Raw genomic sequence first — 12,116 nt, 5'->3', positions numbered from 1 at the left:
GTGGCTGGGTCGTGGAAATGCGACTACCTGGGGTATGGGATGAGTTGGCACTCGCAGCCTAGACTGCGAGTGGCAACCATGAGCCTGCGCCGTGTGCGCGACCGTCTCAGGGAACTGCTGCGAGGGGTGCGGGGCCACAAGATGGCGAATGTCATCGAGCGGGTAAACCCGGTGCTGCGAGGCTGGGCAGGCTACTTCAAGCTCAGCCAGAGCAAGCGTCCACTGGAAGAGCTGGATGGCTGGGTCAGGCACAAACTTCGCTGTGTCATCTGGCGGCAATGGAAGCAGCCCTCTACGAGGGCGCGCAACCTGATGCGCCTGGGATTGAGCGAGGAGCGTGCCTGCAAGTCGGCCTTCAATGGCCGAGGCCCGTGGTGGAACTCAGGAGCGCCGCATATGAATCAGGCGCTGCCGAAGAAGCTATGGGACAGACTTGGACTGGTCTCGATACTGGATACGATCAATCGGCTTAACCGCATGGCCTGAACCGCCGTGTACGGAACCGTACGCACGGTGGTGTGGGAGGACGGCGGCCGTGAGGCCGCCTCCTACCCGATCACCAAGGCGAACGTTCTGAGCACGTCGACAGTCCCTTGCCCAATGCAGATTTTTTCGCGGAGTCAAACAGTTAGTAACGTAAGGGCAGCGTAAAAAGCGGGTAAATGGGCTTTGCTTGACGCGGGCCAGTGCTTATCGTGCCGACTCCCCTTAAAAGTGATATTGCGCCTGCCATGTCGAATGCTTCCCCGTCTCCATCGAATTCCTCCCGTCAATGGCTGATTGGCCTGACGTTGCTCGCCGTGCTGCTTCTGCTGCTGTGGTGGTTCTGGCCAAGCAAGCCAGAAAGCCAGCAGATGGGCCGTGGCCGTTTCGGTGACATGGGGCCGGTGCCGGTGCGCGTGGCCGAGGTCAAGCAGGGTGAGTTCGCCATCGAGCTCAAGGCGCTTGGCACGGTAACTTCCTACAACACGGTCAACGTACGCTCGCGAGTCGACGGTGAACTGGTCAAGGTGCTGTTCGAGGAGGGCCAGCAGGTCAAGGCCGGCGACCTGCTGGCGGTGATCGATCCACGTCCTTATCAGGTGGCCTTGCAGCAGGCGCAGGGGGCGCTGCAGGAAAACCAGGCGCAACTGAAGAACGCCGAACTGGACCTGCAGCGCTACAAGGGGCTGTACGACGAAGACAGCATCGCCAAACAGACCCTCGATACCCAGCAGGCGCTGGTCAATCAGTACCGTGGCAGTCTGCAGAGCAACCAGGCCGATGTCGCCACGGCCAAGCTCAACCTCGACTTCACCCAGATTCGCGCGCCCATCGACGGTCGCCTCGGTCTGCGTCAGCTGGATATCGGCAACCTGGTCAGCAGCGGTGATACCACGCCTTTGGTGGTAATCACCCAGGCCGATCCGATTGCGGTGATCTTCACCATCCCCGAGGGCGATCTGCCAGTCGTGCTGCAGCGCCGCCGCGACGGCACGATCCTGGCCGTCGAGGCCTGGGACCGTGGCGAACGCCTGAAACTGGCCGAGGGCGTGCTGGAAAGCCTGGATAACCAGATCGACACCACCACCGGTACGGTCAAGCTCAAGGCGCGCTTCGACAACGCCGAGCAGATGCTCTTCCCCAATCAGTTCGTCAACGTGCGTCTGCGCGTGGAAACCCGTGAGGCCGCCACCATCATTCCGTCCGCTGCGGTGCAGTTCGGCACCCAGGGTACCTTCGTCTACGTCGTGGGTGACGATAACAAGGTGAGCATCCGTCTGGTCACCATCGCCGCCAGCGACGCTGAACGCAGCATGGTCAGCGAGGGTGTGCAGCCGGGCGAGCGGCTGGTCATGGAAGGCACCGATCGTCTGCGGGACGGTAGCGAAGTGGAGGTAGTCGACCCCACTGCCGTGCAGGAATCCAAGAGCGAAGGGCGGCGTGAGCCTGGTCGGACCGCGGCGCGGAATGACGCATGAACATCTCCCGCCCATTCATCCTGCGGCCGGTCGCTACCACGCTGTTGATGGTGGCGATCTTCCTCAGCGGCCTGATCGCCTATCGTCTGCTACCGGTGTCGGCGCTGCCGGAGGTGGATTACCCGACCATCCGCGTGCTGACCCTGTATCCAGGCGCCAGCCCGGATGTGATGACCAGCGCCGTGACCGCGCCGCTGGAGCGCCAGTTCGGGCAGATGGCCGGGCTCAAACAGATGTCCTCGACCAGTTCGGGCGGCGCCTCGGTGATTACCCTGCGCTTCAATCTGGATGTCTCCCTGGCGGTAGCCGAGCAGGAAGTGCAGGCGGCGATCAACGCGGCGAGCAATCTGCTGCCGGGCGATCTGCCGGCGCCGCCGGTGTACAACAAGGTCAACCCGGCCGATACGCCAGTGCTGACCCTGGCGGTGAGTTCAAAGACAATGCCGCTGCCGCAGGTCAACGACCTGGTCGATACCCGCCTGGCGCAGAAGCTGGCGCAAACCAGTGGCGTCGGCTTGGTGACCCTGGCTGGTGGGCAACGTCCGGCCGTACGCATTCGCGTCAACCCGGAGGCGCTCGCGTCTTATGGCCTGAGCCTGGCCGACGTGCGCAGCCTGATCACCGCCAGCAACGTCAACCAGCCCAAGGGCAACTTCGACGGGCCCACGCGGGTTTCCCAGCTCGATGCCAACGACCAGCTGAAATCGGTCGAGGAATACCGCGAGCTGATCCTCAGCTATCAGAATGGTGCCGCGCTGCGCCTGAAGGATGTCGCCGAGATCATCGATGGCGCCGAGAACGAGCGCCTGGCGGCCTGGGCCAACCGCAATCAGGCGGTACTGGTCAACGTGCAGCGTCAGCCTGGTGCCAACGTCATCGATGTGGTCGACCGCATCCAGACCCTGCTGCCGCACCTGACCGAGGGCCTGCCGGCCAGCGTCGAGGTCAAGGTGCTCACCGACCGCACGCAGACCATCCGCGCTGCGGTGCGCGATGTGCAGCACGAACTGCTGTTGGCCATCGCCCTGGTGGTGATGGTGACCTTCCTGTTCCTGCGCAAGCTGTCGGCGACCATCATCCCGTCGATCGTCGTGCCGCTGTCGCTGATTGGCACCTTCGGCGTGATGTACCTGGCCGGTTTCACCATCAACAACCTGACATTGATGGCGCTGACCATCGCCACCGGTTTCGTGGTCGACGACGCCATCGTCATGCTGGAGAACATCGCCCGCCATCTGGAGGAGGGCGAGACGCCGCTCAACGCCGCACTCAAGGGTGCCCGGCAGATCGGCTTCACCCTGGTCTCGCTGACCCTGTCGCTGATTGCCGTACTGATCCCGCTGCTGTTCATGGCCGATGTGGTCGGCCGGCTGTTCCGCGAGTTCGCCATCACACTGGCCGTGGCCATACTGATTTCCCTGGTGGTGTCGCTGACCCTCACGCCGATGATGTGCGCGCGCTTGCTCAAGGCCGAGAAACCCGAGCAGGAAGGGCGCTTCTATCGCGTCGCCGGTGGCGCCATCGACGCCATGATCGAACGCTATGGCGTCTGGCTGCAGTGGGTGCTCAGGCATCAGCCGCTGACCCTGCTGGTGGCCGTGGCGACCCTGGGCCTGACCGTGCTGTTGTATATGGCGGTGCCCAAGGGCTTCTTCCCGGTGCAGGACACCGGCGTGATCCAGGGTATTTCCGAGGCGCCGCAGTCGATCTCCTTTGCCGCCATGAGCGAGCGTCAGCAGCGCCTGGCGGATGTCATCCTGCGTGATCCGGCGGTGGCCAGCCTGTCCTCGTCGATTGGTGTGGATGGCGACAATCCGACGCTCAACAGCGGCCGTCTGCTGATCAACCTGAAAACCCACGCCGAGCGCGACGTCACCGCCAGTGAGGTAATCGAACGTCTGCGTCCTGAGCTGGCGAAGGTTCCCGGGATCGAGCTGTTCATGCAGCCGGTGCAGGACCTGACCATCGAAGATCGCATCAGCCGCACCCAGTTCCAGTTCACCCTGGAGTCGCCCGACAGCGCGCTGCTGGAAACCTGGACGCCGCGTCTGGTCGAGGCGCTGCGCGAGCAGCCGGAGCTGACTGACGTGGCCAGCGACCTGCAGAACCGCGGCTTGCAGGTGTTTCTGGATATCGACCGCGACGCCGCGGCGCGCCTTGGCATTAACGTCGGCACTATCGACGATGCCTTGTACGACGCTTTCGGCCAGCGCCAGATCAGCACCATCTACACCCAGGCCAGTCAGTACCGCGTGGTGCTGGAGAGCCGCGATGGCGGGCGTATCGGCCTGGCCGCGCTGCGTCAGATTCACGTGGCCACCGGCGACGGCCAGCAGGTGCCGTTGTCGTCCCTGGCGCATGTCGAGGAGCGTCCGGCCAGCCTGCTGGTCAACCATATCGGCCAGTTCCCGGCGGTGACCCTGTCATTCAATCTGGCGCCTGGCGTGTCGCTGGGCGAGGCAGTGGCGGTGATCGAGCGGGTCGAGCAGGAAATCGGCCTGCCGGGCGGCATCAACACCCAGTTCCAGGGCGCTGCGGAGGCGTTCCGTGCGTCGTTGTCGTCGACCTTGCTGCTGATTCTGGCGGCCATCGTCACCATGTACATCGTGCTGGGCGTGCTCTACGAGAGCTATATCCACCCGATCACCATTCTTTCCACGCTGCCGTCGGCGGGCGTTGGTGCGCTGCTGGCATTGCTGCTGACGGGCAACGACCTGGGGCTGATCGCCATCATCGGCATCATCCTGCTGATCGGCATCGTCAAGAAGAACGCGATCATGATGATCGACTTCGCCCTGGAGGCCGAGCGCCATCAGGGCATGGCGCCCGAAGCGGCGATCTACCAGGCCGCGCTGCTGCGTTTTCGGCCGATTCTGATGACCACCCTGGCGGCGCTGTTCGGCGCCATCCCGCTGATGCTCGCCTCAGGCTCCGGCGCCGAGCTGCGCCAGCCGCTGGGGCTGGTGATGGTCGGCGGCCTGCTGGTCAGCCAGGTACTGACACTGTTCACCACGCCAGTGATCTACCTGTACTTCGATCGCCTGTCGCGCCGCGTCAGCGGGCGCAGTGCGGCGGGGGTGGCGGTATGACTGGTGTGTGGCTTTTCCTCCCCTCTCCCGCTTGCGGGAGAGGGGCCGGGGGAGAGGGCGGGTGTCGTGCTGTGCCATCGGCCCTCTCCCCAACCCTCTCCCATAAATGGGAGAGGGAGCAGGGCAATCGCTCATGAACCTCTCCGCCCCCTTCATTCGCCGTCCGGTGGCCACGCTGCTGCTGAGCCTGGCGATCATGCTGCTCGGCGGCGTCAGCTTCGGCCTGCTGCCGGTGGCGCCATTGCCGCAGATGGATTTCCCCACCATTACCGTGCAGGCCAGCCTGCCAGGCGCCAGCCCGCAGATCATGGCCTCGACCGTGGCCACGCCGCTGGAGCGTTCGCTCGGCTCGATCGCCGGGGTCAGCCAGATGAACAGCCGCAGTAGCCAGGGCAACACGCGGATCATGATCCAGTTCGATCTGGACAAGGACATCAACACCGCCGCGCGCGAAGTGCAGGCGGCGATCAATGCGGCGCGCGAGCTGCTACCCAGCGGTATGCGCAGCATGCCCAGCTACCGCAAGATCAATCCGTCGCAGGCGCCGATCATGGTGCTGTCGCTGACCAGCGACACCCTGAACAAGGGCCAGCTGTACGATGTGGCCTCGACCATCCTGGCGCAGAAGCTGTCCCAGGTCGGCGGCGTGGGTGAGGTGCAGGTCGGCGGCAGTTCATTGCCAGCGGTGCGGGTTTCCCTGGAGCCGCGTCTGCTCGATCACTATGGCATCGCCCTGGATGAAGTGCGCCAGACCATCGCCGCGAGCAATGCCCTGCGTCCCAAGGGCGCGGTCGAGGACGAGCAGCGCCGCTGGCAGGTGCAGGCCAGTGACCAGTTGGCCAAGGCCGCCGATTACCTGCCGATGATCATCCGCTACCAGGACGGCGCTGCCGTGCGCCTGGGCGACGTGGCCACGGTTACCGATGGCGTCGAAGACCGCTACAACAGCGGTTTCTACAACGACAAGGAAGCGGTGCTGCTGGTTATCAACCGGCAGAGCGGGGCGAACATCCTGCAGACCATCAGCGACATCCGCGCCGAGCTGCCGGCGCTGCGCGAGGTGATTCCAGCCAGTGTCGAGCTGGAAGTGGCGATGGATCGCTCGCCGGTAATCCGCGCCACCCTGCACGAGGCCGAGCAGACGCTGCTGATCGCCGTGGGCCTGGTGATCCTCGTGGTGCTGGCGTTTCTCGGGCGTTGGCGCGCCGCGCTGATTCCGGCGCTGGCGGTGCCGGTGTCGCTGATCGGCAGTTTCGCCGCCATGTACCTGCTGGGGTTCTCGCTGAACAACCTGTCGCTGATGGCGCTGATCATCGCCACCGGGCTGGTGGTGGACGATGCCATCGTGGTGCTGGAGAACATCGCCCGGCACATCCATAACGGCGAGAAGCCGATGGCGGCGGCGTTCAAAGGCACGCGCGAGGTAGGCTTCACCCTGCTGTCGATGAACCTGTCGCTGGTAGCGGTGTTCATCTCCATCCTGTTCATGGGTGGCATCGTCGAGCGGCTGTTCCGTGAGTTCTCCATCACCCTGGCCGTGGCGGTGGTGATTTCCCTGCTGGTGTCGTTGACCCTGACGCCGATGCTCTGCGCGCGCTGGCTCAAGGCCGAGGACGAACAACCACGCGGCCGCCTGCAGCAATGGGGCGACCGCCTGCAGACGCGGGTTTTGGCTATCTACGGGCGTTCGCTGGACTGGGCACTGCGCCATTCGTTGCTGATGGTCATCAGCCTGCTGGCGACCATCGCGCTGAACGTCTACCTGTTCGTCAGCATTCCGAAGACCTTCATGCCGCAGCAGGACACCGGCCAACTGATCGGTTTTATCCGCGGCGACGATGGCCTGTCGTTCCAGGTCATGCAGCCGAAGATGGAGATTTTCCGCAGGGCGGTGCTGGCCGATCCGGCGGTGGACAGCGTCGCTGGCTTCATCGGCGGTGCCGGCGGCATCAACAACGCCTTCATGATCGTGCGCCTGAAGCCCATCAGCGAGCGCAGCGTGTCATCGCAACAGGTGATCAACCGCCTGCGCGCCAGCGTGCCGAAGGTGCCCGGTGGGCGCATGTTCCTCATGCCGGATCAGGATTTGCAGATTGGCGGCCGTGAAGGCCGTAGTTCGGAGAACGAATACATGCTGCTCTCCGGCGATCTCGATGCCCTGCGCGAATGGCTGCCGAGGGTGCGCGAAGCGCTGCGTACACTACCCGAGCTGACTGATATCGACGCCAAGGAAAACGAGGGCGCCCAGCAGATTCGTCTGGTCGTCGACCGCGAAGCCGCGCAGCGCCTGGGCGTGGAGATGAGCATGATCACCGCAGTGCTCAACAACGCCTTCAGTCAGCGCCAGGTTTCCACCATCTACGAAGCGCTGAACCAGTACAGCGTGGTGATGGAAATCAACCCGCTCTATGCCCAGCATCCCGAGGCGCTGGACCAGATTCAGCTGATCACCGCCGATGGCGCACGGGTGCCGCTGTCTACCTTTGCCCATTGGGAACGCAGCCTGGAAGAGGACCGGGTCAACCACCAGGGCCAGTTCGCCGCCGAGAACATCGGCTTCTCCCTGGCCGAAGGGGTCAGCCTGGATCAGGCCAGCCGCGCCATCGACAATGCCGTGGCGCGGGTCGGCCTGCCCACCGAAGTGCAGGGCATGCTGGGCGGCACTGGCGCGGCCTTCCAGCAGACCCAGGGCAATCAACCGCTGATGATCCTGCTGGCACTGGTGGTGGTGTATATCGTGTTGGGCGTGCTCTACGAGAGCTACGTGCATCCGTTGACCATCCTCTCGACCTTGCCGTCGGCCGGGGTTGGCGCCTTGCTGGCGCTGCAACTGGTAGGCATGGAGTTCAGTCTGATCTCCTTGCTGGGTCTGTTCCTGCTGATCGGTATCGTCAAGAAGAACGCCATTCTGATGGTCGATCTGGCCCTGCAACTGGAGCGTGGTGAGCGCCTGAGTCCGCAGGAGTCCATCCGCCAGGCGTGCCTGCTGCGGTTCCGACCGATCATGATGACCACCCTGGCTGCGATCCTTGGCGCCTTGCCGCTGGTGCTGGGCAGTGCCGAAGGTTCGGAGATGCGCCAGCCACTGGGTATCACCATCGTCGGTGGTCTGGTGCTGAGCCAGATGCTGACCCTCTACACCACTCCGGTGGTCTACCTCTACTTCGACCGCCTGCGCCATCGCGTCAACCGCTGGCGTGGCGTGCGCACCGATGCTTCGTTGGAAAATCCGTTATGACCATGCATACCGTTCCGCTAGGAGCGAGCTCTGCTCGCGAAGAGCCTCGATACAACCCATTCGCGAGCAGAGCTCGCTCCTACAGTCTGTTCGTGCTGCTCGGTGTGCTGGGCGGCTGCGCCCTGGGGCCTGACTATCAACGCCCCGAGCTGATGGCGCCCGTGCAGTTCAAACAGGTCGAGGGCTGGAAAGCCGCCGCGCCGGCAGATGTTCTGGAGCGTGGCAACTGGTGGGCGCTGTACGGCGACACCGAGCTCAATGCGCTGGCCGAGCGCCTGCAACTGTCCAATCAGAACCTGGCCGCCGCCGAGGCCCAGTACCGCCAGGCAAGGGCGCTGGTGCGCGGCGCACGGGCCAGCTTCTATCCAACGCTGTCCGGCAGCGCCGGGGTGACTCGGGCCGGGCAGGGTGGCGGTGACAGCACCACCGTCAGCGGTTCTGGAGCGTCAAGCATTTCCAAGAGTTATGACCTCAGCCTCAATGCAGCCTGGGAGCTGGATCTCTGGGGCAAGCTGCGCCGGGGCCTGGAGGCCAGCCGCGCCGAATTCGAGGCCAGCGCCGCCGACCTTGCCGCTGCGCGCCTGAGCCTGCAGAGCGAGTTGGTGCAGAACTATTTGCAACTGCGCATCCTCGACGAACAGAAGCGCCTGCTCGACGCCACGGTGGCCGCTTACGCACGCTCGCTGCGCCTGACCGAGAACCAGTACCGCGCCGGCATCGTGCCCAGGTCAGATGTGTCCCAGGCCACCACGCAGCTCAAGAGCACCCAGGCGCAGGCAATCGATCTCGAGTGGCAACGGGCGCAGCTCGAACACGCCATTGCCGTGCTGGTCGGTGTCAGTCCGGCCGAGCTGTCCATCGCACCGCGCGAAAGCCTGCCGACGCTGCCCGAGGTGCCCGTGGCGCTGCCTTCGCAGCTGCTCGAGCGCCGCCCTGACGTTGCCGCCGCCGAGCGCCGGGTGATGGCGGCCAACGCGCAGATAGGCGTAGCCGAGGCCGCGTGGTTCCCCGATCTGACGATCTCGGCCAGCGGGGGGTATCGCGGCAGCAGCTTCGCCGACTGGATCGAAGTGCCCAATCGTTTCTGGTCGCTGGGCCCGCAACTGGCCTTGAGCCTGTTCGACGGCGGCGCGCGGCGTGCGGAGCTGGAACGTAGCGAAGCCGTCTATGACCAGACCGTGGCGCAATACCGCCAGGCCGTGCTGGACAGCTTCCGTGAAGTGGAGGATTACCTCGTGCAGCTGCGCGTGCTGGAGCAGGAGAGCGGGGTGCAGCAGGAGGCGCTGGATGCGGCGCGTGAGTCGCTGCGTCTGATCGAGAACCAGTACCGCGCCGGTACTGTCGACTACAACAGCGTGGTTACCGTACAGGCCACCGCGCTGAACAACGAACGCACCAATCTCACGCTACTGGGTAGCCGGCTGACTGCCAGTGTGCAGTTGATCGCTGCTCTCGGCGGCGGCTGGCAGGTGGAGCGACTGCAGCAGCAGGCGCCCCAGTAGGTGAAGGAAGTAAGCAGTCGGCGTGGCGGAAAACCGCCACGCCGGCTGGGGGTCATTCGCGATGCTTGCGGTTCACCGTCTGCGCCGCCTTGATCACGTCACTGCCAATCTGCCCTTGGAACTGTTCCCATACCGGACGCATCGCATCGCGCCAGGCCTGGCGCTGCTCGGCGGTCAGGTTGATGACCTGGCTGCGGCCAGAATCCACGATGCGCTGGCGGTCGGCCTGGTTGGCGGCTTCGGCCTGTTTGTTCACCACGTAGGTGACCTCATCGATGATGGCTTCCAGCTCCATCCAGATCTGATGCGGGATGCCGTACCAGAAGCGCGAATTGCTCACCAGCATGTAGTCCAGCACGCCATGGTTGGTTTCGCTGATGAAGGGCTGCACTTCATGCAGCTTCTGGCTATAGATGTTCGACCAAGGGTTTTCCGCCCCCTGTACCTGGCCACTCTGTAGCGCTTTGAAGACTTCCGAGAAAGGCAGTTTCTGACTATTTGCGCCCACCTGGCCGAATTGTGCCTCCAGTACCGCCGACGGCTGAATACGGAAGCTCAGACCATTGGCATCGCCAGGCATGTTCAGCGCGCGGGTAGCGGAAAGCTGCTTCATGCCGTTATGCCAGTAAGCCAGACCAACGATGTTGTGGTCTTCCATCGAGCGCAACAACTGGCGGCCCTTGGCGCGTTTCTGGAAGCGGTTGACCGCATCCAGGTCATCGAACAGGAACGGCAGGTCGAACACCTGCAGTTGCTTGGTGTACTGCTCGAACTTCGCCAGAGACGGTGCCAGCAACTGAACATCGTTTTTGCGCAGGGCTTCCAGCTCATTGGCATCGCCGTAGAGACTGGAGTTCGGGTAGACCTCGACCTTCACCTTGCCGCCCAGGCGCTCCTCGACCAGTTGCTGGAACAGCAGCGCGCCCTGGCCCTTGGGGGTGCCATCGGCGACGACGTGGGAGAATTTGATCAGGATAGGTTCATCGGCCAGCGCGCTGGTGGCGCTGAGAGAGGCGAACGCCATGGCGCAGATGGCCATGGCGCGAACTGTATTGAACATACTGCTTCCTTTTCTTCTTATCAGTTTGCGGAGCCTTTTCGGCTATGTCGTGTTGGTCACTTTGGCGGTCGCTCAGCCGCTGGCAGCTGTCGCGGCATGAACGAAGCTGGCGACTTACCATCGCAAGGCTTATGCCATTGTGGCGAAATTCCGCCAACCTGCCTGGCGTGTGAAAAGGGCTGTGACGTGTCGCACATTGGGTGGCGGATATCCGCCATGCGTGTGTCAGGCGAGAGCGGAAACTTGCCGGTTTCAGCGAAAGCCTTGGGGCTTCGGTCAGCCTGTTATCCTGTGGCCCGCGATTGAAATCGAGGAGTGATGCGATGAGTTGGTCCGCCCAGCAGTATTCCCTGTTTGAACGCCAGCGTACCCGCCCCGTGCATGATCTGCTGGCGGCGGTGCCGCGCGATGATGTCGAGCTGGCCGTCGACCTGGGCTGCGGCCCCGGTAATTCCACTGCCGTATTGCAGGCTCATGCGCCACAGGCGCGGGTGATAGGTATCGACAGCAGTGAAGACATGCTGCGCGCAGCGCGTGAGCGGTTGCCCCAGGTGACCTTCCAATTGGCGGATATCCAGCACTGGCAGGCCGAGTGCGCGCCGCAGCTGATCCTGGCCAACGCCTCGCTGCAATGGCTGCCCGATCACGCCCAGCTATACCCGAGATTGCTGGGGCAGTTGGCACCTGGTGGCTGGTTGGCGATCCAGACACCGGACAACCTGCAGGAACCCGCGCATCGTCTGGCCCGCGAAGTAGCGGCTGATGGGCCATGGGCTGCGCAGATCGGTGATGTGCGTCATGCCGAGCGGCACAGTGCACAGACTTACTACGACATCCTCAGTACTCAGGCCAGTGAGCTGGATATCTGGCGTACCACCTACTTCCATGTGCTGGACGATGCTGCTGCGGTGGTGGAGTGGTTCAAATCCACTGCGTTGCTGCCATTCCTGCAGCCGTTGGATGCCGAACAGCAGGTGGCATTCCTGGCGCGTTACCAGGCGGCGATAGCCGAGGCCTATCCGGCACAGGCTGATGGTCGAGTATTGTTGCCGTTTCCGCGTCTGTTTTTAGTCGCTCGGCGGTAGCCCAATGAGATGGACTCCTCCCTCCTACGGCGTCATTGCGCCAGACTGTAGGTTACGAAACAAACAATCCCGGAGGGGGAGCCCGCATGAAACTTAAACGCATAGGCGTGGATTTGGCAAAGCAGGTTTTTCAAGTTCATGGTGTCGACAGCCATGAGCAGGTCAAATGCCGCAAGCAACT

The 12,116-nt window shown here is 63.6% G+C and carries 8 protein-coding genes; 7 read left to right on the top strand and 1 reads right to left on the bottom strand.

The annotated features are described in order from the left end of the window. The 5 genes from DBO86_RS09865 to DBO86_RS09845 form a co-directional block, all read left to right on the top strand. A partial coding sequence (locus DBO86_RS09865) for a group II intron maturase-specific domain-containing protein (RefSeq protein WP_279630231.1) occupies window positions 1–486 on the top strand: 486 nt, incomplete at its 5' end. Window positions 487–731: 245 nt separating this feature from the next. Further along, window positions 732–1,961, top strand: a complete 1,230-nt coding sequence (locus DBO86_RS09860) for an MdtA/MuxA family multidrug efflux RND transporter periplasmic adaptor subunit (RefSeq protein WP_084340364.1) — start codon at window positions 732–734, stop codon at window positions 1,959–1,961. Then, on the top strand, window positions 1,958–5,050 hold the full coding sequence (locus DBO86_RS09855) for an MdtB/MuxB family multidrug efflux RND transporter permease subunit (protein ID WP_108233591.1): 3,093 nt from the start codon (window positions 1,958–1,960) through the stop codon (window positions 5,048–5,050). The genes DBO86_RS09860 and DBO86_RS09855 overlap by 4 nt, the downstream gene beginning before the upstream one ends. 133 nt (window positions 5,051–5,183) lie before the next feature. Next, window positions 5,184–8,288: a multidrug efflux RND transporter permease subunit gene (locus DBO86_RS09850; protein ID WP_108233590.1), complete on the top strand. Its 3,105-nt coding sequence runs from the start codon at window positions 5,184–5,186 to the stop codon at window positions 8,286–8,288. Next, window positions 8,285–9,790 carry an efflux transporter outer membrane subunit gene (locus tag DBO86_RS09845; protein ID WP_084340361.1) on the top strand — a complete coding sequence of 502 codons (1,506 nt, stop codon included), beginning with the start codon at window positions 8,285–8,287 and terminating at the stop codon, window positions 9,788–9,790. The genes DBO86_RS09850 and DBO86_RS09845 overlap by 4 nt, the downstream gene beginning before the upstream one ends. Window positions 9,791–9,842: 52 nt before the next feature. Here DBO86_RS09845 and DBO86_RS09840 read toward each other — a convergent pair whose 3' ends face one another. After that, the gene (locus DBO86_RS09840) at window positions 9,843–10,850 is read right to left on the bottom strand and encodes a TRAP transporter substrate-binding protein (RefSeq protein WP_108233589.1); all 1,008 of its coding nucleotides are present in this window, start codon (window positions 10,848–10,850) and stop codon (window positions 9,843–9,845) included. A gap of 323 nt (window positions 10,851–11,173) precedes the next feature. Between DBO86_RS09840 and tam the strand changes: the two genes are divergently transcribed. Both tam and DBO86_RS26560 read left to right on the top strand, forming a co-directional pair. Next, complete coding sequence (gene tam, locus DBO86_RS09835; RefSeq protein ID WP_108233588.1) at window positions 11,174–11,935, top strand: trans-aconitate 2-methyltransferase; 762 nt, start codon at window positions 11,174–11,176, stop codon at window positions 11,933–11,935. An 86-nt stretch (window positions 11,936–12,021) separates the two neighbouring features. Beyond that, on the top strand, window positions 12,022–12,116 hold a 95-nt coding region (locus DBO86_RS26560; RefSeq protein ID WP_244185501.1), incomplete at its 3' end, for a hypothetical protein.

It is taken from the genome of Ectopseudomonas oleovorans (genome assembly GCF_003052605.1).
GTDB classification, from domain to species: Bacteria; Pseudomonadota; Gammaproteobacteria; order Pseudomonadales; family Pseudomonadaceae; genus Aquipseudomonas; species Aquipseudomonas oleovorans_A.
Note: the sequence above shows the minus strand (reverse complement) of the source record. Positions and strands in the feature narration are given on the sequence as shown.

Excerpts from the sequence above, each read along its gene's own strand:
- DBO86_RS09860 (WP_084340364.1), top strand. The coding sequence starts at position 732 with ATGTCGAATGCTTCCCCGTCTCCATCGAATTCCTCCCGTCAATGGCTG.
- DBO86_RS09855 (WP_108233591.1), top strand. The coding sequence starts at position 1,958 with ATGAACATCTCCCGCCCATTCATCCTGCGGCCGGTCGCTACCACGCTG.
- DBO86_RS09850 (WP_108233590.1), top strand. The coding sequence starts at position 5,184 with ATGAACCTCTCCGCCCCCTTCATTCGCCGTCCGGTGGCCACGCTGCTG.
- DBO86_RS09845 (WP_084340361.1), top strand. The coding sequence starts at position 8,285 with ATGACCATGCATACCGTTCCGCTAGGAGCGAGCTCTGCTCGCGAAGAG.
- DBO86_RS09840 (WP_108233589.1), bottom strand. The coding sequence starts at position 10,850 with ATGTTCAATACAGTTCGCGCCATGGCCATCTGCGCCATGGCGTTCGCC.
- tam (WP_108233588.1), top strand. The coding sequence starts at position 11,174 with ATGAGTTGGTCCGCCCAGCAGTATTCCCTGTTTGAACGCCAGCGTACC.